We start from the raw sequence: 23384 nt of genomic DNA, 5'->3' as shown, positions 1-23384 counted from the left end.
TCTCTTAAAACATCCATCAAAACTTTGAAACCATTCTACTTATGAGATTATATCTTTTGGGCATTTCGCTTCTCGCACTCACCTTTGCTTTCTCTGCCTGCGGTTCACCGGAACAGGCTGACTATCAGGTGCCGGCAGAAACGAGTGCGCATGATGACTTTTTTGCCAATCTTCAGGCGCTGTGCGGGGAAACCTTCACCGGTCAGTCTACTTTTCCGGAAAATGAAGATCACGCGCTTGTAGGCACACAGCTGGTTACGCACGTTTCTGAGTGCAACGATCAGTTTGTGCGCATTGAGCTACTGCGTGAGGGGGGCGATTACTGGCACGGTGCCTGGGTTGTTGAGCGCCGGGATGAGGGGCTGCACTTGTTTCACGACCATTTGGGTGAAGTCCGTACGATGGAAGAGCTTGAAGCAAGCGGAGATTCGCACGGCTATGGCGGCTTTGCCAGCGATGCCGGTTCAGCCGTTCAGCAGTTTTTCCACGCGGATGATGTAACCGCTGAGATGATTCCGGAAGCTACGACCAACGTATGGATGATGGAGCTGGATCTTGACAATGACCGCTTCATTTATTATCTGGAACGTCATGAAGCACCGCGTTTCCGTGCGGAGCTCTTTCATCACACTGAAGAAGAAGCCTAAGTTAACGTAAGGCGCTGTTTAAAATCACGGGCTGTATGTTCACTACCGGATACCGGCTTGCACCGGGATATCCGGTAGAGGTGAACATGCAGCTTTTTTTTTGTCCTGCATGCAACAAATAACAGTAAAAATTCTATTATTTTACTGAATGCTTGGCGCATGGGAAACTTTTTTGAAATAAGATTACAAGATACATCACAAACCAAATATAAAACCGAAATGAGTGAGTACGCAGACCCCAAACATGACTGCAATACATGCACGAACTATCGAAGCCTGGTGCGGAAAACGCTTTTTTTTAAGGATATTTCCAATCAGATTATTGAGAAAAAGCCTCTTCCTGAGCTCCTTAAGAGCATAATTGACACCAGCAAAAAGCTTCTTGATGCCGAAGCCTCCTCCTTATTACTGTTTGATGAAAAAACAGGGAAGCTCGTTTTTTATGTTGCGGAAGGTGAAAAAGGCACGTTTATAAAGTCGAAGGAAATAAATATTGGTGAAGGCATAGCCGGCTGGGTTGCAGAAGAAATGAAAACCGTGCGGATTGATGATTGCTATACCGATCCGCGGTTTAATCCAGCCTTTGATATGAGTTCAGGCTTTGTAACCCGCAACATGATTTGCGCCCCTATGGAGCGCAAGGGCACTCTTATTGGTGTTATACAGGTGATGAACAAATCATCCAACCGCAGCTTTGATACGCAGGATGAACAGTTTTTTTCTGCCCTTGCGGGGCAGTGTGCTATCGCTATTGAGAACTACCGGCTGGGGCAGTTTGAGATTGAAGCAGAACAAATGCGTACCGAGCTTGAAACAGCGCGCAGCATTCAGCGCAAAATCCTGCCGGATCGTCTGCCCGAACTGCGTTCTTTTTCCGTGCACACCCTTTTGCGTCCGGCAAAACACCTTGGCGGCGATTATTACAATCTGATACGGATTAATGATCGGCAGGCGCTGTTCTTTCTGACCGATGTAACCGGAAAAAGTATTTCGGCTGCCCTTATTGTGTCGTCCGTTTTCTCCTTTATTCACAGCTACCTCATCATTCACAAAAAAAGCTTTCAGCTCAAGCATTTTGTTGAATCCCTTAACACCTTCCTGATAGAATCAACGACGCCGGATAAATTTGTGACAGGTTGGTTCGCCTTGCTTGATGAGGAAGATCTGAGACTAACTTCCATTTCGGCGGGGCATGATCCGGTGCTCTTATTTCGGAAGGATTCCGGAAATGGTATGCCTCTCAGACTGAATAAAGGCGGACTCATGCTGGGCGTGATGGCGATTCCGTATGCAACGGAAGAGCTGCAGCTCAAACCCGGTGATGTGCTTGCGGCCTATACCGATGGCGTTACGGAAGCCATGAACACAGATACGGAAGAGTACACCGCTGAACGTATGGAGCAGCTTCTTGAGACCGCTTATCGCAACAATGGCAGTGGGGAAATCATGCTCCGTACTTTGATTGAGGATGTAGACCTTCATCGCGGAAAAGCCCATCAGAGCGATGATATCACCCTCGGCTTCATTGAAGTCGGAAGAGCCGGAAGCGCGGATGCGTGAGTATTCGAAGCAGGTCGCCTGAATCCCAAACAAGTAACGATGATGCCTGGCTTAAGCCGAAGCAGTGAGTTCGGTTACAAAGCCTTCACGTGCAAAAAGTGCGGTAGGGGGACGACGGTTCATCATGCTGAGCCGCTGCTGCCGCTGTTCAAGATGCGCGTCGCGGGATTCCGGGGCGTGGTGCGTGAGATAGAGCTGTTTTACGCTGGCTTCAAAGGCCAGCTCCGTAACATCCTCCCAGGCTGAGTGTCCCCAGCCGCGCTTGTTTTCATAGCTCGACCGGCTTTCATGACTGTCGTGTATCAGCATGTCGCACCCGTTGATAAATTCAGATACGCGCGCCCGCATTGCGCTGTCATTTGGTTTCAGCTCATTATCGGGACAATACACCAGCGTCAGGTTTTTGTATTTCACTTTATACATGAAGGTGTTGCCGGGATGACATGCGGTCAGCGCTTCAACTTCGTACCCTTCCCTAAATTTAACAGGCGCTGTGCCCTGTGTGATGTATGTGATTGAGGCCTTGAAGGCATCGGTATTGACCGGAAAAAAGGCCGGTGCCATCAGCATTTTTAACACCTGTTCACAATTCTGTCCGGCCTGTTCCGGCATGTGAATGTGAAACTGATGATGCGGCTGATACAAGGGTTTGAAAAACGGAATGCCCTGAATATGGTCGCTATGTGCGTGCGTAAGCAGGATGCGCCCTCCAACAGGGGTAGGGTGATCGGCCAGCCGGTTGCCTCCTTTCACAATACCGGTACCGGCGTCAAGAAACAGGTGATGATCGCTGTCAGAAAACTGAATTAAAACGCAGGACGTATTGCCCCCGTAGGAAAGTGTGTGTTTACCCGGTGTTGGTACCGAGCCCCGTACTCCCAAAAATTCGATCCGCATACTTGCTGGGTTCTTATGATCAGTCATAAGCTACAGGTCCTGATTTATTTTGACTTAAGGTTAAATACGCCGTTCCATCCATCATCCGGAGGCTGAACCCGGAGGGCTTCACAGCGGGAAATCATGACTGCCGATGGGTTATGTGCGGTATTTGTTTCCAGGGAAAGGGCTTCTGTGAAATACGCCGTTGCTGTCGTCCATTCCTGTTTCAAATAGGCTTCAAATCCGTTTTCATATGCAGCAATACAGCGCTGTTGCTGATCGCTGAGCTTATCGCGAAATCCCACAAGCTCGTAAAGCTCCACAGCCTTAGTTCGTCCAACAACCGTTACCCGGTCAAGCTTCCGGAAGCTGCAGTCAGCGCCAGCCTTTAGCGCCTGATCCCGCGTAGATTCGGTTACAATGGCCTGTATGCCGTACTGTTTTGCCGCGCTTTCGCAACGGGCTGCAAGGTTCACGGTATCCCCCATCATAGTATAATTAAATCGTTTCGAAGAACCCATGTTGCCGGTTACCGCAAGGCCCGAGTTGATGCCAACCCGGCTTTTCAGCCGGAATATTTCTTGTGGCCAGTCTGCTTTTGTTTCTGTCCATTTCTCCCGGAGTGCTGTTTCAGCTTCCATAATCCTGCAGGCAGATACACAAGACCTCAGGGCATGGTCTTCAACCGTAATTGGTGCGCCAAAAAAGGCTACGATGGCGTCACCAATGTATTTATCAAGGGTACCGCGCTCCTCGGTAATAATGGAGGTCATGGCGTCGAGGTACTCATTCATCAGTTCAACCAGCTGTGGGGCATTGAGTTTCTCCGAAATACGCGAGAAAGATTCAATGTCGCTAAAGAAAGCCGAAATCTCACGTTCTGACCCGCCCAGCTGCGGATCCCTGCCGGTTTCAATAAGCTCCTCAACAATTTGCGGCGAAACGTAAGAAGAAAAGGCAAGTTTTAGCTGACGTTTTTCGCGGCCTTCCGTCGCATTCCGGTACACAAGTGAAAGCGTAAAAGAGCTGATCGTTAGGATAACAACTCCGGAGAGCGGAAAAAGGACTTTGAGTTCCGGTACGATAAGGAGCACATAGCCAAAGAATTGCAGCGAAATAAGAATCAGTACGGCTATTAGTGCCTGCCATTGCGGGATGAGTAAAAACAGGGCACTGCAAAAAAATACCAGCAGGCCTTTAAGCCAAAGCTGATGGCTGTCGTCGAGACGGACGAGCCAGCTCTCATTTAGCAGATTGTACAAAGCTGTGGCGTGTACTTCCACCCCGGGCATTACCTGATTGACCGGGGTGTTTTTGAGATCTTCAAGGCCCGCAGCACTGCTCCCTACGAACACTATTTTATCTTCAAAAAACGAAAGCGGTACCTGTCCGCTCCATACATTATAAAATGAGATGTACCGGAAGCCTTCACCGCTCCCCAACCAGTTCAGGCTGAACTCTGCCCGCTGGTTTACCGGGATCCGCATAACATTGCCCAGACGGATCAACCCATGTTGGGCTTCTACATCAGCATCGGTAAGCCCAAGGTAGCTTAATGCGGCGGGAAGGATGAAGGAAGGAAGAAGGCGAACCTGAGATGCTGTTGTTTCCCCATCCAGAAACGGGCTTTGCTGAAGCAGGGTGTAAAGCCGCACGGTGCCATCCGGGTCAGGATTCACTTTGAGCAAGCCCATGGCTTTGGCATTGTGTGCAAAATCAGTGGCAGGTAAAACCGGTACACTGCGCTGATAGTAGCCTCCTGAGAACTGACGGCTGCCATAGATACGTGGTAGCAGCTGTGTTGCCAGTTCAGCATTGAATGAATCACCCTCCAGAAAATCCGCGGATGTGTCAAACATGCCCAAAATGACATTTCCGGCTTCCCGGATGGCTTCCGTCAAATAGACGTCAGTACTCATTGCCGCAACAATACTGTTTGCCTGTTCAAAGCCTCTTTCGGTTAGAAGCCCTACATAAGCTTCAGGAAGCGCGTCTGTTTCTGTGTAGAGTGCGTCGAGCAGAATTACGCGAGGTTTTCCGGAGCTAATGTTCCGGATAACCTGTGCGTCGAATTTTCTGGGCCAAAGCTGAACCCTTCCGAGCTGTGAAATCGAGAAGTCATCTATATCAATGATAACAAAATCATTCGGACTGACCCGTTTGTCCTGATAGGTCAGGGTTCGGATTTGAAGGGCAAGGTCATCAATCGCAAGATCAATAGCTGTAAGCGGAGAGCGGGTAAGGTTTTGGTTTACCCAGGAAAAGGCCTGTGTAATCAGCAGCGATAGTACGCAAATGATTACAAAACTGAGCAGCTTCCAGCCGGGTTTACCAGCAGGAAGCTGCATATTGAAGTTGGCCTTGTAGAATTTCATCCGCTACCTACAGCTGCTGAAGAACTTCACGTGCCTCCCCGGCAATGGGTTCGCCGGGAAACAGGGTGATAATCCGGTTGAAGGTTTCGCGTGCCTGCGGAATGTTGTTAAGCTCAATCTGACAATGGCCTATCATAAACAGCGCCTGACGCAGGTGCTGACTCCGCGGCTGTTGTTCTGTGAAGAGAGTGAGTTCGATAAGAGCCCTGCGGTAGTCACCGCTTTCGTAGGTTTCAAAGGCGTCGGCTATGTTGATTTGAGGATCCTGATACCAATAGAGTTCGCCGGGGTTTGGCTTACGTTCCAAGTCGACCCGGTCGCGGCGTATACCCCCTTCAGCCTGCCGCGAATCGTCGATCTGTCCGCGAAACATGGATCGGAAACGGTTAAAAACACCTTCCGTCTGCCTCGATGATGACTGCTGAAACGCGGCATAAAGGGTTTCAAGACTATGTGTTTCATTGCTCCCAATGACGGTTGTATCCCCTGTTCGCCACTCTATTTCAGCTTGCGAAGCGGGACCGGTCTGTATACGGCGGTTAGCCGTAAGGGGTAGATTTACAGTTGCAGGCCGCCAGTTGTCTTCCACAAACACCATCACCCGGCCCTGAAAAAAGACCAGGGTACCAATGGCTTCACTCTGTGGCTGAGCAGTGCTGGCAGCCGTTTGCCGGGCTTCAGAAAAACAAGGGTTCATCAGCTGTAAAGAAAACAGAGCTGAAGTGATAAGAGAATAAAGAAATCTGTGATTCATCAGAATAACTCGTTAAAAATGAAATCGTAGCGGCTGCGTACATTTTGGTCGAGACGGAGCGCCTGTCTGAGGGCGTCTCTCGAAGCATCTGTCTGTCCCGCTTCCAGCAATGAACGGGCAAGGTTTACAAACACCTCAGCATTTTGATCATTTAGCTGTGTGCTGTTGCGATAAAATTCAGCAGCTCTGATGAAGTTTCTTTCCTGGAAGTACAGGTTTCCCATGTTGTTGTTGAGCTGCGGACTTTCCGGAAAAATTGCGAGCCCGTTTTCAAAAACCTCTTTTGCTCTGTCGGTTTCTCCGGTTTGAGCTAACAAAATACCGAGTTGGTTTACGAGAAAAAGATTTTCGGGTTCTGCAGTTAAGCGTTGTTCGATATTCTGTATCATGCCGGCATTAAAACTATTGAAGACCTGCTGCAGCGTGTAGCTGAAATCGGCCAGCAGATCATCGCTGAAAACCAGCGGTGACCGGAAATCTGTAGGCACGTACTCAGAAGGGGCATAGACCCGATGGGCCTGCTCGATGGGTACAATCTGAGGCATGTTTCCGGCTTCGCGCTCCTGCTGCCAGCGCAGGGCCGCATTTTCCCAGGCCTGCATAAAGCTTCCGCGCCCGAGCAGAGTCGTTTCAATAGGCAGGAAAACACGGTTTTCATAAGTAATAAATCTCCATGCATCCATCCCCATAAAATCAAGCTCGTCTGTACTCAGACCGGTATCAAATGCCATGAACACATGGCCGGGTACATCAATGTAGGCTGTTCGAATGCCCTGAGCTTCAAAAAGGCTGCAAAACATAACAACAAAGTCATCGCATTCGCCGCTTCTGAGTGTGAGGGTTTCAGCAGGGAACTGTATGTCATCAAGAACGCCGGTAGCCAGAATTGTCTCAATGTTGGGATCCCGCTGATAAACAAAGCCACTGTTGTTTAGCGTGCTGTACAGGCGTGCGCCAATGAGAATGGCTTCCGGCAGGTCAAGTACAGAGAGTGGTTCAAGGTTGCTGTTGATTTCAGAAACAAACTGCCGTATGGTTTCGCTGCCCGGAGATATGAATGAAGCCAGGCTCCGCTTGTCCTGCCAGCTGATGGCGCTGCGGCGGTGAATTGTTACATTGGCGTTGCTGACGTCTGTAAGTGACTCGCCGCGGTGGTTATAGAACAGATTAAGCGTGAGCTGCGCATTGGTGTCTTCAACATTGGTCATGATATCGCTGGTGAAGGCCATGAACAAGGGTACGGAAGTGTTGCTTCTTGGTGACATCACCGGCAGGTCAATGAAGTAACTTTCGGCAGCAAAGCGGCTGAATGAAACCTCGAGCCGGGCATTGGTGATTACGGAAGCCGTATTATTTTCGATTACGACCTCACCGATCGACTGTGCGTCCGTATAATTCCGGTAAACGGAAGGGAAAACAGGGTTCACGTTCACGCTCAGGATTCGAGCAGCCGGCTGATTTGTGGCATACTCGTCGCTGCGTTCACGGGCCTGATTAAAAGCATTGCGGTAGGTTTCATTTTGAGATTCGATGGAAAGCGCCCGTGAAAAAGCATTTTCAGCCTGATAAACGAGCCCGGTGTTGACGAATACATTGCCCAGTTCGAACCAGTACTGCGCGTTTGAGGGGGTGAGCTCAACCAGACTTTGAAGGGCCTGTTGTGCTGTTTCATAATCCCGAATACGGGAAGCTGCCACGCCTTGTTCAAAAAGGTAGGTTTCCAGTTCGCTGCGTATTTCAGCTTGCGCCTGCTGTGGAAGCTGACGCTGCCGCGCAGCTGAGAGCCGGTTTGTGGTTTCACTCACGCTAAGCTCAAAGTAGGCTAATGCTTCGGTGTATTTGCCGTCCATAAAGAATGCACGGGCGAGTTCTCCGTAGAACCAGTTGATATCGGGGTTGGCGCGAATGGCCTGCTCAAGCTGAAAGGAGGCTTCCGCGTAGTTACCAAGAGCGAATTCGGTACGGCCTGTCAGCCCCTGATAGAGGGCTTCATCCGGGTTGCGGAGCTGTAACTGCCGGTAAATACCCTGTGCTTCCGCATAGCGCCCATCCCTGAAATAAGCATCCGCAAGCATGAGCTGAACATCTGTATCCCCCTGATCCAGCTGAAGCAACTCTGTGAAATTGAAGATAGCCCGATTGTATTCACCGGCCGCAAGCATAGCCTTGCCGCCATGTAATCGGTAGAGGCGTTCGAAACGCTGATCCATGCCCGGTATCTGATCGGTAAGCTCCTGTTCTGCGATCTCCATGACCTGATCGTGCTGCCCCTGATAATTCAGGATGCGAAGTTGGAGTATGCGGGTTTCGTTGTAGAGGTTATTAACCAAACGAATCTTTTCAAGTGCTTCCTCCACCGCTTGCTGTGCGCGGTTTATGCGCAAACTGCTGAGGTGATGCGGGGCATTTGTACGTTCGAGCAGTTCAAAGTAACTGAGCTGAGAAGCTGCAAGCCCGCTGAGCGCCCAGTCAGGCTGATCGGCCCACTCAAGCATGCGGTTGTAGATTTCAATGCTTTGCAGAATGCGCTGTTCAACACCGGTACGTGCCATCCCTGCAGCTACCTGACCTATTGTACGGCTTACTTCATCAACGATTGAAGGTGATGTGATACCCAATAAATTATCGGTGCTTTCTATGAGTACATCATAAGCGCCCCGGCGTCCCAGTGTATTATACAGCGTAATGAGGACTTCGCTGATATCTCTTGTGAGGGGATCACGCTCATCAATAAGCGTGCTGGCATTCCGTAAAATGAGCGTAGTAAGGTAGGCTTCCCCGCGGTTTGTGAGCGTCTGACCCCAGTTGATATACTGCCGCGCAATAAAGTTGACCATTTCAGGGTCAGTATTGGAGTAGTAGCCGGGCGCACGTCCGTACTGTTCGAGGGCGTGTATGAATAATTCCTGAGAAGCGAGATATCGGCCGTAGCCAATGTAGTCCTGAAATGCTTCACTGGGTTCACTCAGGTTTCCCGCACTTGCACCCATAATCCGAAAATTTAGCAGTTCATTGCGCTGATCTGCGTAATTCACGGAAATCGTCTGATTATCCGAACTTATGATTTCGAGCTCGCCGTTTTCGAGGTTTTCTATGGCTAAACTGAAGCTGCTTGTTACCCCGTCGAAGCCATCCTTAGGGCGAATGTGCAAAAAGCCCTCCTCATCAACCGAAAAAACAAAGGAGTCGAGGTCAGGTTTGGGCGGCCTTATGGTGATGCCGATGGACTTTACTTCCCGGCCGCGATTGTTCATTACATGAGCTGTGAGCTGATGCGGATTCAGTGCTACGGCACCAGTGCGCATGAAATCAAGCTCGTTCTCCCCGGATCTGCCAAATTTGAAGAGCAGATTTGGGGTATTGATGGACTGAATACTGGGTTCCCACTCAAATAAATAGTATTGCAGTGTTTCATTATTGAATAAGTGGAGCTGATCAGACAAATCTATATCGAACCAGCTTATTTCAGCATTTCCCCGCTCCGGATTGTATCCGGATACCGTTAGCGGTTGCGGATCGGTGAGCATGCCTGCCGCATTGAGGCGGTAGATTTCGTTTTCAGAACCATCGAGCAGGTAAATGTTATCCCGGCTGTCAGTGCGTATAATCGAAATATTTCGATGGTCGAGTTGGCGGAGAGAAATTTCGTCACCGAGGTACTCTCCGTTTGCCGCCCATTGATGAAGGCGCGGGTGTGAAGCGTCCGCTACGATGATGGTGCCGTCACTTTTAACAGTAATGGCTTCAGGACTTTGCAGGGGGTTGGCAATATCCTGACCCAGGCTCAGTTCAAGCACGCCGGCACTACTAAAGATATTGATTTCGTTTGACCTGCGGTGTTGATCGACTATATATACGCGGCTGTTATTGTCGGTCGCGAGCCGGTGTGCACGCTGGGCGGGCAACCGGAAACGTACTTCCCCGTAATTCAGATCAAGCGCTACAACTTCACTTTGACTGCCATCCGGTATGTAATACATCACGCCATTGGGTGCAAAAACGGCATCTGAAAATGCTGGAATGCTTTCTGTTAAGTGCTCGAGCTGTATTTTTTCGGTCCTGCTGAAATCTTCCGGCTGAAAACTGTACACGTATTCCTGCACATTATTGTCGCCGGCGTCAATGACCAGTAAGGTATTGGGACTTTCAATAGAGGCACGCAGAATCAGCGGATCACGGAAAATACCGGGGGAGCTCATGCGTGCACTACGGCCGGTACGCTGTATGAATTCTCCGTTTTTGCTGAAGGTGCTGAAGGTGCCGTTATCACCATCAAGGACGGAAAAATCACCATTTTGGAAAACGGTAAGCGAGCGTCCGTTTTCAATCGTACTGCCTGCACTACCTAAGCTGTGGAACGTGCGAATGTGCTTACCGGAATCGGAAAAAATATGCAGGCTTGCAGGGTTGTTTTCAAGTACATAAAGCTGATTAGCCCCATTAATACCAATACCGCGCAAATCCCCAAATAACCTGGGTTCACCCCGTTCAGGCCCTCCTATCCAGTTTACAAAGCGGCCCTGATCATCAAAAATATCCACACGATTGGCCCTTTCATCAAGCACATACAGGTAATTGTCGCTGTCAACGGCAATATCGCGTATCCTGCTGAACTGTCCTGGCATACGCCCTGATTCACCGATGGTACGCAGGTACTGTAAATCCTCAATAACATAGATTTCATTGTTCCTGTCATCTGCGATGTAAAGCCTGTTATTGGGGCCGGTTGCAATACGAAGCGGGCTGCGAAGCTGAATGGTGCCGGCCGGTCCTACGAAACCATTAATCACTTCGATCAAATCACCATTTGGATCAAGTATCGAAATTGTTGAATTCCTTCGATCTACGAGATAATAGTCCCCGTTTGCGGCGCGTACAGCATCTGTAAGTGCCCGGATCGAAGTTTGCTCCGTATCTGCTGGTTTAGGAAGTGTTTGTACATATTGTTGCCCGTTTGCAACAAACGGTAAAAAGAAAAGAATTACGAGGGGAAGCAGCAGGAAGGGAGGGCGGAAGGGTTTCATGGCGGTGTTACTTTGGGCGTGAAATGTTAGCCGAAGCTAACCATAAATATTTCAGGAGGTTGCAGCGCGGTCTAAAAAAAGCATCCGGATAAGCCCCTGAGGCTTATCCGGACAATATGGAGGGTATCTTTGGCAGATTTATTCACATGCTTAAAACTTAATACCTACAAAAAACATCAGGGAGGAATGAGACGATTCAAAGATGTCCGGATCATTAAGCATCGCGAAGAAATCGTCGAAACCGTCCTGGTTTGAACGGGTTTGAATATGTCGAAATCCTGTAACAAGTGAGGTTTGTCCTAAGATGCGCAGGAAATGCACGGAGGCATTTACTTCATCATGACGGGCGCCGCCGTAAAACATGTCGCCATCGGTGTACTGTATATTTGCTCCTAAACCTCTGGTAAAGTGCAGATCAAATAAAAGTCTGTCCTGTAGCAGCGGGAAAAAGCGGTCGGTTCTGTAGTTTACGCCAAGACCGATGTTGAAAGATGCCTCAAGCTTATTGAGTGGTCTGAAATCCTGCTGAAATGCGGCGTTGAAGATATCCTTGAGTTCATTGGCAGTATCATAATACACGTTGAAATAGTTTAAGTGTACCCTTATTGGCAGATACAGGTTGAGATCCTGACGCATGATGTTCTGCCAGAGCTGACTATTGCCCCCAAGGCTTGCCCTGACGTTCAGAAAGCGGACATCAGCCTCATTTGCGATCGCATTCTCCGGACCGAATTCAAGCAGAGAGTCGGCAAGCGCAGATGAAAAAAATGACTCAGTGTTGGTTCCGAATGAAACGCTTAGGCCCGTAAACTTTCCGCTTCCGATGTATGCGGTGTAAACGTCACCATTGAACTGATAGGTGAAGTCGTTTTCACCGGCAATGGTCATCAGGTCTCTGTCTCTGAATGTGAAGTCCATGCTGCTGATACCAAGCATAAAGCGTGCTTCATTCAGGAGCTCATCATTATCATTTAGAATAGGTTGAGCGTTTACATTCAACGAGGTGGTAAATATGATGATGAATGTTAATGCACAGGCTGAAACGAGTTTTAAATGCATGCTTGTAAGGATTTTGGGGTTTATTAAAAGCGGTTGATTTCAGATTGGTCTATCTGTGTAAGATAGGCAAACTTTAATTCTTGTGTAAATTTAAGCTGTTATACTGCATATTTTTCGCACAATTTAGTGTTAGTGCTTGTTTAATATGAGACGTTTATCGTCTCAAGGTTTGCAGTTACGGCATTTTTTTAAATTTGTTCTAAAGCCGGATGATCTGATACAGCAAAAGCCGTTCATGGATGGTTGTAGCACTTACTTTAATGATTACAATTACCGGAATCGAAAAAAGTACACCCCAGAAACCGAACATTACACCGCCGGCAACTACGACGAAAAAAACAAGAATCGGATGCAGGTCTGTCGCTCCGCCCAAAATGAGCGGTTTGAGCAGCATGTTATCCAACACCTGAATCAAAATGGCGGCTAAGCCCGCAAAGTAAACCAGATTTGCGGTATTGATAAATGGAAGAATGCTATTGATTTCATCAATGATAAGCGCATATGCTATCACCAGAATAATCCCTACGGCCGGGCCAATAAACGGGATGATATTTGCCACAGCTGCTACAATTCCTATTAGGACTGAAACCGTGAAGTTGAAGCCTATGAGGCTTAGTAATATCAGAAATGCAGTGAATACAGCCAGGCTTTCGAGCAGCGTGCCCCGCAGGTAAGAGCCGATTGCTTTGTCAACGTTATATAAGGATGTCAGGGCTGTTTCAAAGAAAATGTTGGGTACCATTGAGATGAGTTTGCGCCTGAAGCGACCTTCATCCAGCAAAAGAAAAAAGAAAATAACCGGCATAATGAGCCAGGTGGAAAAGAAGCCAAAGATAAGCAGCAGGGTTGAACCGCCTTCCCGCTCCTGATCTGCGGGTTCACGCGTGTTAATGGTGCGCTGACCGGTAAGAATAGCTTCTGAAAGGGAGAGATCGCTGGTGTATAATCTCAGATTCTGGTTTTCACGATGATACTGAAGCATGCGCCCATAGCGGGGACTTGTGTGCTTCAGGCTATCCATTCGGGCTTCAAAAGATCGCTGTTCTTCCGGCTCGAGGGCCAGAAAAAAGTTGAGGTTATCAATCAGCGGATGCGTTTCCTGCATGAGGAAGCGAAGGCCAAAGGCAAAAGTGGTGTTCTGTTCGGAAGTTTCAATGAGGCTTTCGTAGCGCTCGTTAAGCTGATACATCGCAACGGTACGCAGTTCCGCCTGTTCATCTCTGTCGGGAATCTGATTCTTTACAAAAACGAAGGCATAAAAAAGCAGCGTGATAAAGAAGGTAACAAACAGCAGCACGCTGAGTAATTTGGGAAATCCCCTACGAATTAAGAGCGCAACAACAGGCTGACTCACATAAGCCAGCAATGCACCGAAAACGACGGGCAGCAACAACGGGCGGATTGACCAAAGCACGTAACCGGTTGTGAGCAGAAAAACGATGCTGCTTACAAGTACATAAGTACGTGTTCTGCGCTTAACTTCGGTATCGCTTTGCGGATTACGCATCACATTGTCTTTTCTGCGCTCTTTTCAGTTTGAGTCTGAAGCAGGGCATTGGTGGTTTTCAGTCTGTTTCCAATAATAATGGCAAGCCTGCGGTATATTTTGGCTGCAATGACCGGCTCACTGAGCATAAAGGCATCAAAATCACCTTTGAAAATGGCCAGGGTTTCCGTCTTTTCCGAGGTGAGGGCACTTGCGGACCGGGGTGTTTCATCCAGTATAGCCAATTCACCAATCACTTCGCCAGGTGATACTTCCGCAAGTATAATGGGCGGTGAAGCGGGTGTGACAATCTGCACGTGCCCGGTTCGGATTACATAGAAAGCCGCGCCGGGCTGACCTTTGTGAAAAATATACTCCCCCTCTTCATATACCCTGAAGTGCATAAGTCGCTGCACTTTCACCCGTTCACGTCGGGATAGATCGCAAAACAGTTGTACCCGCTTTATAAAGTCTTCCTCTTCAGAACTTTTACCTGAAAAAAGCTTTCCAAAACCAGACCATGAGAGAGCCATATATCAGAATCAATTAGGAAGTATGGGTAATAAAACAGATTAGCATTTTACTGAATTGTATTGCCTAAAATACAACCTTAATCTGTGATTTTAGAATGATACGCTAATAAAATCACTCAAAATGAACAGTCTCTAAAAGTTTTCGTGTCAAACCCTGTGGTCGTTAGCTTATAAAATAATATTCAGAATCAGCTTCCTGTACTGTTACTGCAGCTGGTAAAATCCGATTCCCGAATCTGTCACACGGGCGTCGCATTTCGGCCCTAAAGCAGCACGGCACGACAGGCTGAGCCGCTCCCATTTTGTGCCGTGTATGCTTTCGAGGATGATTTCCTGATCGTCATAAACCATCCAAAATGCAAAGACAGTGTCTTCAAGATGTGCATCTTCTTCCATCGTTGCAAGAAGTGCCGACGGGCGAATGTTTTTATTGGTGATCAGATGTCTGCCCTTAAGCGGCAGGCTGAGATGATTAATCTTGATGTTGAGTCCGCTGCTGCCTCGAATATCCTCCAAAAAATTGAATCCGTGGAGGCTTGTGAGCCGGAATACATCTTCTTCGTGCAGCACTTCAACGCGCAGGCTGAAGAGGTGATCTTCCTCAGCCGTAGCCGGACTGTGGTTGTTGGCAAACCGGTCAAGTTCAAAAATGAGGAGGATGAGTAATCCGGAGGTAATGAGTGTGAGCGCAATTTTGGTTTTCATAGCCTGGATTTAGTTATTGTGTAATCGAAAGGAAGTGTTCATCGGAGGTTTTGGGATGAGACCAGTGCAGGAAGGTCTTCAAGCGTGTAGCCGAGCTGCTCGAGCTTTTCAAGGAAGCGGGGGAGTTCGCTGCTGAGAAATTCCCTGCGCTGCTGTTCGAGTACGAGTTCGTAGGCATTGTCCGTGGTGAAATAGCCGATGCCACGCTGTTGTTCTATGATGCCCTGTTCCTGCAGGTGATGGTAGGCGCGCATGGCGGTATTCGGATTTACTTCGGTCAGGGCTGCGACTTCCCGCACCGAGGGGATGCGCGCGCCTCCGGCAAGCTCTTTACTCAGAATCTGCCGGCAGAAATGTTCCGCGATTTGCAGATAAATCGGCTGATTGGGATCGAACTTCATGGCCGTAACCCGCTCTTTTTGAGCGCGGTGTAACCGAGCCAGAGCATTAGCGCCGCAATGCTGAGCTGAATCAGCTGCCATATAAGCACCAACCTGGTGCTTTCGCGGAAATCACCCATGAAGGTGAAAAAACCGATGAAGCTGTTGCCGCTCAGCATCCATCCGGAAATCACAATCCCAAACAGGGTCAGGCCTGCTGCGACTGCGGTGTTGGCTGATTTCAGGAAATGCTGACTCCTGAAATACACCGATCCCCACAGGAAAAAAGTCTGCCAGAAGAAGTACGATTTTAAAAGGCTGACTTCTGTGCCGCTGACCAAAGCCGGGATGCTCATCGTTTCGCTGGTTGTAAGCGAAACAATCAGCATGAGGATGGTTTTGAGGATCCATAAATAGGAAAAAGCTGCGATCGTGTAGAGGGGGCCCGTGAACAGCCATGCTGCGGCAAACTTCTCGGACTTGCTTGCTGGCAGCATTAAATATTGCCAGCCGCTGTCCGGGTTATGGAGATTCCGGAAAATCCGGCTGCTGAAATAGAGGCCCGCTATCATATAAAAGGAAAGCGTAACGCCCAACGACTGCCCTTCTGTAGCGGCAGTTGCCTGATTTACGACAATTCGGAGATCATCCGAAAAAAGAAAAAAGACAAGAACAAATACCGCGACTAGTCCGGCTACGAGCAGGGCCGCATATAGCCAGAGCCGTTTTTGTTCGGTGAAGTGCCAGTACAGAAGTTGCCCGATACGCTCGAAAGAAAAGCCGGCTGAGGGGGCAACAGCGGGCATCGGAGTTTGGGAAGAAACTTGCATCAGACGGTTGATTTGGCGTAAAGAGTTGTCGAAAAAGCCGCCGGCTCATGGATAGCGGCGTTAAAGAAAAGTTCGAGATCGAATTCCGTCTCCGGCGCTGTATCTGAGGCCGCGGGGACAACCGCGCGGTATCCGCCCAGCTGCTTCTCTGCGTACACCGCCCGGTCGCGCTCCGATTCCTGCAGAACCGTACAGTGCCAATTCGAACTGAGGTTTGCCAAACTATCGGAAACCACCATGCTGCCGTTTTTCAGAACCAGCAGATGATCGAGCTGCTGACCCACATCGCGCACCTGATGCGTGGAAATCAGGATACATCGTTCGCTTGTATCAAGCCCGGCAAGCAGTTTGCGAAACTGACTTTTGCCGGGGATATCGAGTCCGTTGGTCGGCTCATCGAGCAGCAGCAGTTTGGTGTTAAGGGCAAAAGCGAAGGCCAGCAGCATCTTCTTATGCTGACCAAACGAAAGTTGCGAAAGCTGCTGGTTCCGGTCGAGCCCCCAGAGCGAGATGGCTTCCTCAAAAAAAGCCTCGTCAAACTTTGGGTAAAAAGGCGCAACAAGGCGCAGATACCCTGTAATGCTGAGGTCAGGCAGGCTGAACTGCTCCGGCACCAGATAACACTCCGCAAGCTGAACCGGGTGCCGCTCTGAGCTGGGCTTGCCCATAAAATTGCAGTTGCCGCTTTGCGGAAACAGCAGCCCGGCCATCAGCCGCATCAGCGTGGTTTTCCCCGCGCCGTTGAGGCCCAGCAATCCGTAGATACCACCCGCCTTAATCCGGAAGCTGAAGCTTTCAAACAGCGGGGAAGTTTTGGGGTATGTAAAGAAAAGGTTTTCGGCTGAAATCATTTTAATATAGGTTTTATGTAATGGTGTACTAATGTACTAATACACTCGCATTGAAAACAAGCACAATCCATCAGATTTCGACATAAATTTTTTAACGCATCAGATTTTTGCGTTTTAAGCTGCTTGATCCGTGTTATTCGCACCTGAATTAAACTGCTGCCGGATAAACTTATAGGAACAGTGTTTTTTCAGAAGTAGCTTGAAATATTAGTTCCAAACCTTCGTTTGCGGAGCTGTTTTACAATTAGATCATCTGATTAGCTGAGCCGGTATAATTTATAAATAACAGTAGCTTAGGCTGTCGTGAAAATGTAAACTATATTTTGTAAATTAATTCCGCTGTTCAGAACTGTATGCCTGAATACTGTGGTGATTCAAAGTACTAACCAAGTGACGAAGCCCTGATAAGGGTTTACCAATTGAATTATCAGCTTTGACAGCCAACACACAGAATATTAAAAGATTTTTATCCAAAGCGGCATCCCTTTATTTATGAACAACATTTTTAGTACCCGCAGAATGTTACTTGCGCTTGGCATCATTGGTGTCCTTGCGCTTACGGGTATGAATTTGTACTCCATTTATGCGCTGCATATGAGTGCGGTTACTACATCTGTGGAGAAGAACCGTGAACAGCTGGATGATTTATCCCAGTGGGTGCGGGTTAGATTGCGTCAGAATAGCGGCAACTTGTGGCGCTTGGAAGCATCCGAAATCCGACGCGTTGCCGAATCTCCGGATGCTATTCCTGAGCCGCTGTTGCAGTATCTGCGGCATGCAAGTGCAGACCAGTTGTTTGATGATATTTTCTTTACGTTTGATGGAGATCGAATTTGCTCAGGGGAAGCGCAGGTGCTAAGGTTTGATGGCGCTTCTGACCGTTTGGTTGAGGCTTCGAATATTCCGGAACAGGTCTGTCGTGGAGTCGGTCTGGTAAGTACACGCATGAATGTGCTGTCCTCTACGTACAAGTGGACCGCCTACATGATGACTGATTCTTATTTTACCTTCAATTTTGTTTTTTTCAATCCGGATGAAGCGGAAACCGTTGCTTACATTTCGATGCCTATCAACCGGGACTACCTGATTTCGGGTGTGGTTGGACCTGAAATCAGGCATCGTTTCGGCGATGCTGCGGAGTCCGGCGTATTGGTTTATCTTGATGACTGGACCCAGCGTCAGGTGCTGGTATCTAACGATGCTGCCAATAAGGACATCAGCCGCGACCATGATTTTATTGCCCGCTTCTCGGGCATTCTTGAAGACTGGAATCTGAAAATGCGGCACATTGAAACGCCTGAAGTTGCCGCATCCAAAGCAACTCTTGTTAGGAACATTGCGGTGCTTGCCGTCACGGTGTTTACGCTCATGTTCAGCCTATTATTTTTGTACATTGTCTCCAAGCGGGACAGGGAGCTGAGTATGCGGCAGGCATCTTTTCTGGCTAATGTAACGCATGAGCTAAAGACACCACTGGCCGTGATGCAGGCTGCCGGCGAAAATTTGGCCGACGGGCGGGTGACGACTCCTGAACGTCTTCAATCTTACGGAGAGCACATTTTCACCGAAAGCATGCGCCTGCGCAAGATGATCGAAAAATTGCTGGACGTAGCAAGAACCGAGGCCGGTCAGCTTACTCTCAAGCCCATGCTCCTTCAGCCTGACAGCCTGGTAAAAGACCATCTGCACGAGCAGCAGGGTTTCCTGAATCAGAACAACGTAGAACTTGACCTTCACATAGAAGATGACATTCCCAAAATTAATGTAGATCAAAACAGTTTCGAAACCATACTTGGAAATCTCATTGAGAATGCGGTTAAATATTCGCAAAATGAGAAGTACCTTGGTATTCATGTTTATTCCAATCAAAAGAAAGTCTTCATTGAGGTTGAAGACCGCGGTACGGGAATACCGGCAGAATCTCAAAAACTAATCTTTGAAAAATTCTACCGGGTTGAGGATACGCTTACAGCAAGAACGAAAGGTCATGGACTTGGCCTTTCCATCGTAAAGAACTTAACAGAAAGAAACGGGGGGCAAATCTCCCTAAGCAGCACGTATGGAAAGGGTTCTACATTCACCATTTCCTTTCCGATAGCCGCGAACGCAACATTTTCAAAACAACACAGACCAAAACAAAATGAAGAAGAAAGCAAAGCAGAATATGTCTAAAAAAAAGATTCTCATCTGCGAAGATGAGCCAAGTTTGGTATTTACCCTGCGTGATACCCTGGAAAATGAAGGCTACGAAGTTTTTATCGTAGAGAACGGCAACGATGCTATCGATAAAATCCCTGAGTTTCAGCCCGATCTGATGCTTCTTGATATCATGCTGCCGGGCATGAGCGGCTTTGAAGTGTGCAAGAAAGTCCGTGAAATGAAATTCAACTTCCCCATCATTATACTAACGGCGCGTGATCAGGAGATTGATAAAGTAACTGGACTCAACATCGGAGCCGATGACTATATGACCAAGCCGTTCGGGGTGAAGGAGCTCTTAGCCCGCATTCAGGCACGTATGCGTCGCATCAGTACCTACAGCAAACCGGGCCCAATTGAGAGTGTTACACTCGGAGAAGTGCTCATCAACCTGAATCACAGCAAAGTTGTGCGCCCTGATGGGGAAGAGATCGATCTCACAACACGCGAGGTTGAGCTGATTCGCTTCCTTGTTGCCAACTCAAACGAGCCGGTATCGCGCGACACCCTGCTTGAGCACGTATGGCGTTACGAATACAGCACCAACACCCGTACGGTTGATGTGCACATTTCCAAATTGCGCTCTAAAATTGAGCTTCATCCCGATGATCCGCGCTATCTCGTTACGCTGCACGGCGTTGGTTACATGATGAAAATGCCCTAAGCGAGACATTTAAACCATCTGACGTTTACCAAAAAGCCCCCTTGCAGCTCCGGTTGCCAGCGGGGTTTTTTGTTTTGAGGCGGGGTCGTTTTACGCTTCAAGTGATGGATTAATTCCGGCTGAGTCGCTTACGGGTAATTTCAAACAGCACAAGGGCTGCGCTTACCGAAGCATTGAGGGATTCAACGCCGTTATACATGGGTACAGAAAGGTGGAAGTCACAAAGCTCGGCCGTTTTTTTCCGAATGCCGCTGCCTTCGCTGCCAATGACAATGCCCATGGGGGCATCGTAGTTTTCATCCCAAATTGTACGGTCTGCCTGTGCAGTCAGCCCTGCAAACCAAAAACCCGCTTCCTTGAGGGTAGCGATAGCCTGATTCAGGTTGGTAACTCTTATGATGGGAATTTTGCCCGCGGTACCAGCTGAAGTTTTAAATACGGTGGCATTAACCGGTGCCTGCCGGTGCTTGGGTACGATCACAGCTGCTGCACCCGCCGCCGCCGCACTCCGCAGGATCGCCCCGAAATTATGGGTGTCTTCAATTTCAGAGAGTACTACCACAAAGGGGAGCGTTTTTAAATCAGTGTCCTGAAGCCAGTTTTCAAGTTCGGTATAGGTTATGCCCGAAAGCTGTGCGACTACCCCCTGATCGTTCACGCGTCCGACGAGTTCATTCAGCTTTTTGCCCGGAACGTTCAGGACCGGTACTTTACGCGCTGAAGCGGCTTCCGTAATACGGTTTACGGGTGCACCCCGCATGTTCTGACGCAGATACACCTTTTCCACCCCCGTCTGCGGATTGTCGAGCGCTTCCTGAACCGGGTGAATGCCGTAAATAAAGTCGTTGTTTTCTTCCATCAGAGGCGGTATTTCAGGTTTGAGAAAAGGCACAAAATAACGAATTGAAGTACTGCATAAAGACTTTATTTTAGTAAAGAGAAATGCTTAACTACCGCAAAGCAAACTGTCCTACTGTTTATGAATGATTTAACGCCTTCCGGCAAGCCCAAAATACCCCAGGCCGAGGGGGAAACCGCGCAGTCCGGTCGTCTGAGTTTGAAGAAGCTCGCGAGGCATGCCAAATCGGTTAACCTTTTCTATCTCATCAGCGGTGCTGCGCAGCTTTTTTTGGGTGCCTTGGTTACCATGGTCTCAATTCTCAATCTCGTTCAGCCGATCTGGCTTGCCGCCTTTCTGAGTTTGTTTGGCTGTGTAGTAACCATGCTTGGGGTTTATCAGGTGTATGAAGTTTTCAATAGCCGCCGAAGCGTAAGCGATTTGGCACGGGACGCCATCGAACGCGCCATTCAGGACCGAAACTGACACTAATTTTAAATATTTTTCTGCACTAAACTATTGTATTCTGACATGTCTCAAGCTTCAACTGAAAGAAGATCTCCTGAAGAAGTACATGAAGAGCGTATCCGCTTGTTTATTGAAATTCAGCTGGGACAAGGTGCCAAAGAGCTTGGTTTTGCAGAACAGCGTCAAAAGCTGACCGGAAAATTCAGGAAAGTAATGCTGATGATGGCGCTGAATTTTGGCTTTGTTCTGTTTTTTACGCTTAGCTTTTACTATGAAATCACGCAGCTGAGCACCGTATGGTTTAATCTGATCGTCGTTTTCTTCCTGATTAACGTGATCTTCTACTTTTTTCAGCATCGCAAGCTGAAAGAAGCCAATGCCTGGCTTGATGAGAAAATAAAGGGTCAGCAAGGCTAATTTCCTTATCTTCCGCCTTTTTTTGCCGAAACGCTTCTACTCATCTTGATTTAATCCATTCAATGGCAACTAAATATATTATTGTGACAGGCGGAGTTACTTCTTCGCTTGGGAAAGGCATCATTTGTGCATCATTAGCCAAGCTGCTTGAGGCGAGGGGGCTTCGAGTCACGATTCAGAAGCTCGATCCTTACATTAATGTTGACCCCGGCACGATGAATCCGTACGAGCACGGGGAGGTCTTCGTAACCGATGACGGTGCAGAGACCGATCTGGATCTTGGTCATTATGAGCGCTTTCTGGGTATCCGCACTTCGCAGCAAAACAATGTGACGACCGGGCGTATCTATTATGATGTCATCATGAAAGAGCGCAGCGGGGCTTATCTCGGCAAAACAGTACAGGTTGTGCCGCACATCACGGATGAGATTAAGTCGCGGGTGCTTGCGCTCGGAGAGGAGGGGAAATACGATGTGGTAATTGTGGAGGTCGGCGGCACGGTTGGCGATATTGAAGGGCTGCCCTACATCGAAGCCATGCGTCAGCTTCGCTTCGATATCGGCAAGCAAAATACGCTTTCCATCCATCTTACGCTGGTGCCGTATCTGAAAGCTGCCGGCGAGCTCAAGACCAAGCCGACGCAGCACTCGGTGAAGACGATTTATGAAATCGGTTTGCAGCCCGATATTCTGGTCTGCCGTGCAGAGGTGCCGCTCGATGCGGGTATCCGCGCCAAAATTGCGCAGTTTTGTAATGTGGATGTGGCCGATGTAATTGCTTCTATCGATGCCCAATCCATTTACGAAGTACCGCTGCTTATGCTCGATGAAGGTCTTGACCGTCGGGTAATCCGAAAGCTTGATCTCACGTGTGCTGAAGAGCCGGAGCTTGAACGGTGGAAATCTTTTGTGCGGGCCGTAACCCATCCCCGGAAATCCGTCAATATCGGATTGGTTGGCAAATATGTGGAGCACCACGACGCCTATATCTCGATCGTGGAGTCCCTGATTCACGCCGGTGCCATGAACGACACGAAGGTGCAGCTGCACTGGATTCAAAGCGACGAAGTGACGCCCGAAAATGTGGCCAAAAAGCTCGATGGCTTACACGGTATTCTGGTTGCCCCCGGCTTCGGGCCGCGCGGCGTTGCCGGTAAGCTGACGGCCGTACAGTTTGCGCGGGAACAAAAAATCCCGTTTTTCGGCATTTGTCTGGGTATGCAGTGCGCGGTAATTGAATTCGCCCGAAACGTTTGCGGCATGGAAGGTGCAAACAGCACCGAGTTTAATCCGGATACGAGCTGGCCGGTTATTGATCTCATGGAAGATCAGCAAAATCAGCTTGAGACCGGTGGTACCATGCGGCTGGGATTGTTTACCTGCGATCTTCAGGAAGGCAGTTTTGCCCGGGAAGCGTATGCAACAGGGCAGGTTGAGGAGCGTCACCGCCATCGCTTTGAACTCAACAATGCGTTCCGCGAACAGCTTGAAGCCGGCGGACTTCGGATGTCGGGGGTGAATCCTGAGCGGAATCTGGTTGAAATTATTGAGGTAGCCGATCATCCGTGGTTTGTGGGCGTGCAATTTCATCCGGAACTGAAGAGCAAAGTAATTGAACCGCAGCCGCTGTTTGTGCATTTTGTGAAAGCTGCGCAGGCACTAAAGGAGGCGCAAAACAGCAATCCGCAGCCTGCCAAAGAAGCCAAAGCCTGAACC

General features: G+C 48.8%; 19 protein-coding genes. 7 read left to right on the top strand and 12 right to left on the bottom strand.

Annotated elements, in window-relative coordinates:
- Positions 1 to 41: 41 nt before the first annotated feature.
- The gene (locus tag CYPRO_RS12650) at positions 42 to 647 is read left to right on the top strand and encodes a hypothetical protein (RefSeq protein ID WP_124245618.1); all 606 of its coding nucleotides are present in this window, start codon (positions 42 to 44) and stop codon (positions 645 to 647) included.
- A 219-nt stretch (positions 648 to 866) separates the two neighbouring features.
- The gene (locus CYPRO_RS12645) at positions 867 to 2207 is read left to right on the top strand and encodes a GAF domain-containing SpoIIE family protein phosphatase (protein WP_164682770.1); all 1341 of its coding nucleotides are present in this window, start codon (positions 867 to 869) and stop codon (positions 2205 to 2207) included.
- A gap of 51 nt (positions 2208 to 2258) precedes the next feature.
- Here the strand turns inward: CYPRO_RS12645 and CYPRO_RS12640 are convergent, their stop codons facing one another.
- The 11 genes from CYPRO_RS12640 to CYPRO_RS12590 form a co-directional block, all read right to left on the bottom strand.
- Complete coding sequence (locus CYPRO_RS12640; protein WP_114984961.1) at positions 2259 to 3131, bottom strand: MBL fold metallo-hydrolase; 873 nt, start codon at positions 3129 to 3131, stop codon at positions 2259 to 2261.
- A gap of 17 nt (positions 3132 to 3148) precedes the next feature.
- Entirely contained in the window at positions 3149 to 5461 is a 2313-nt protein-coding gene (locus CYPRO_RS12635) for a CHASE2 domain-containing protein (protein ID WP_114984960.1), read from the bottom strand.
- 7 nt (positions 5462 to 5468) lie between these two features.
- Positions 5469 to 6215: a tetratricopeptide repeat protein gene (locus tag CYPRO_RS12630; protein WP_114984959.1), complete on the bottom strand. Its 747-nt coding sequence runs from the start codon at positions 6213 to 6215 to the stop codon at positions 5469 to 5471.
- Positions 6215 to 11239: a tetratricopeptide repeat protein gene (locus CYPRO_RS12625; protein ID WP_114984958.1), complete on the bottom strand. Its 5025-nt coding sequence runs from the start codon at positions 11237 to 11239 to the stop codon at positions 6215 to 6217. The genes CYPRO_RS12630 and CYPRO_RS12625 overlap by 1 nt, the downstream gene beginning before the upstream one ends.
- A 150-nt stretch (positions 11240 to 11389) precedes the next feature.
- On the bottom strand, positions 11390 to 12298 hold the full coding sequence (locus CYPRO_RS12620) for a hypothetical protein (RefSeq protein ID WP_114984957.1): 909 nt from the start codon (positions 12296 to 12298) through the stop codon (positions 11390 to 11392).
- 199 nt (positions 12299 to 12497) lie between these two features.
- A complete protein-coding gene (locus tag CYPRO_RS12615) occupies positions 12498 to 13805 on the bottom strand; it encodes an AI-2E family transporter (RefSeq protein ID WP_114984956.1) in 1308 nt (435 codons plus the stop codon).
- The gene (locus CYPRO_RS12610) at positions 13805 to 14317 is read right to left on the bottom strand and encodes a cyclic nucleotide-binding domain-containing protein (RefSeq protein ID WP_114984955.1); all 513 of its coding nucleotides are present in this window, start codon (positions 14315 to 14317) and stop codon (positions 13805 to 13807) included. The genes CYPRO_RS12615 and CYPRO_RS12610 overlap by 1 nt, the downstream gene beginning before the upstream one ends.
- A gap of 204 nt (positions 14318 to 14521) precedes the next feature.
- Positions 14522 to 15022: a hypothetical protein gene (locus tag CYPRO_RS12605; RefSeq protein ID WP_114984954.1), complete on the bottom strand. Its 501-nt coding sequence runs from the start codon at positions 15020 to 15022 to the stop codon at positions 14522 to 14524.
- Between the two features lie 38 nt (positions 15023 to 15060).
- Entirely contained in the window at positions 15061 to 15423 is a 363-nt protein-coding gene (locus CYPRO_RS12600; RefSeq protein WP_114984953.1) for a GntR family transcriptional regulator, read from the bottom strand.
- The gene (locus CYPRO_RS12595) at positions 15420 to 16232 is read right to left on the bottom strand and encodes a hypothetical protein (RefSeq protein WP_124245617.1); all 813 of its coding nucleotides are present in this window, start codon (positions 16230 to 16232) and stop codon (positions 15420 to 15422) included. Before CYPRO_RS12595 ends, CYPRO_RS12600 begins: the two co-directional genes overlap by 4 nt.
- Positions 16232 to 17083, bottom strand: coding sequence for an ABC transporter ATP-binding protein (locus CYPRO_RS12590; RefSeq protein WP_114984951.1), 852 nt, complete (start codon positions 17081 to 17083; stop codon positions 16232 to 16234). The genes CYPRO_RS12595 and CYPRO_RS12590 overlap by 1 nt, the downstream gene beginning before the upstream one ends.
- Before the next feature lie 492 nt (positions 17084 to 17575).
- Between CYPRO_RS12590 and CYPRO_RS12585 the strand changes: the two genes are divergently transcribed.
- A complete protein-coding gene (locus CYPRO_RS12585; RefSeq protein ID WP_114984950.1) occupies positions 17576 to 19255 on the top strand; it encodes a sensor histidine kinase in 1680 nt (559 codons plus the stop codon).
- On the top strand, positions 19248 to 19946 hold the full coding sequence (locus CYPRO_RS12580; RefSeq protein WP_114984949.1) for a response regulator transcription factor: 699 nt from the start codon (positions 19248 to 19250) through the stop codon (positions 19944 to 19946). Before CYPRO_RS12585 ends, CYPRO_RS12580 begins: the two co-directional genes overlap by 8 nt.
- Positions 19947 to 20055: 109 nt before the next feature.
- Here CYPRO_RS12580 and rlmB read toward each other — a convergent pair whose 3' ends face one another.
- Positions 20056 to 20838: a 23S rRNA (guanosine(2251)-2'-O)-methyltransferase RlmB gene (gene rlmB / locus CYPRO_RS12575; protein WP_240644752.1), complete on the bottom strand. Its 783-nt coding sequence runs from the start codon at positions 20836 to 20838 to the stop codon at positions 20056 to 20058.
- Between the two features lie 87 nt (positions 20839 to 20925).
- Here rlmB and CYPRO_RS12570 point away from each other — a divergent pair, with 87 nt between their 5' ends.
- The 3 genes from CYPRO_RS12570 (at position 20926) to CYPRO_RS12560 (ending at position 23381) form a co-directional block, all read left to right on the top strand.
- Positions 20926 to 21270 carry a hypothetical protein gene (locus CYPRO_RS12570; protein ID WP_114984948.1) on the top strand — a complete coding sequence of 115 codons (345 nt, stop codon included), beginning with the start codon at positions 20926 to 20928 and terminating at the stop codon, positions 21268 to 21270.
- Between the two features lie 45 nt (positions 21271 to 21315).
- Positions 21316 to 21669: a hypothetical protein gene (locus tag CYPRO_RS12565; RefSeq protein WP_114984947.1), complete on the top strand. Its 354-nt coding sequence runs from the start codon at positions 21316 to 21318 to the stop codon at positions 21667 to 21669.
- Positions 21670 to 21731: 62 nt separating this feature from the next.
- Positions 21732 to 23381 carry a CTP synthase gene (locus tag CYPRO_RS12560; RefSeq protein WP_114984946.1) on the top strand — a complete coding sequence of 550 codons (1650 nt, stop codon included), beginning with the start codon at positions 21732 to 21734 and terminating at the stop codon, positions 23379 to 23381.
- Positions 23382 to 23384 lie beyond the last annotated feature (3 nt).

It is taken from the genome of Cyclonatronum proteinivorum, assembly GCF_003353065.1.
Classification (GTDB): Bacteria; Bacteroidota; Rhodothermia; order Balneolales; family Cyclonatronaceae; genus Cyclonatronum; species Cyclonatronum proteinivorum.
Note: the sequence above shows the minus strand (reverse complement) of the source record. Positions and strands in the feature narration are given on the sequence as shown.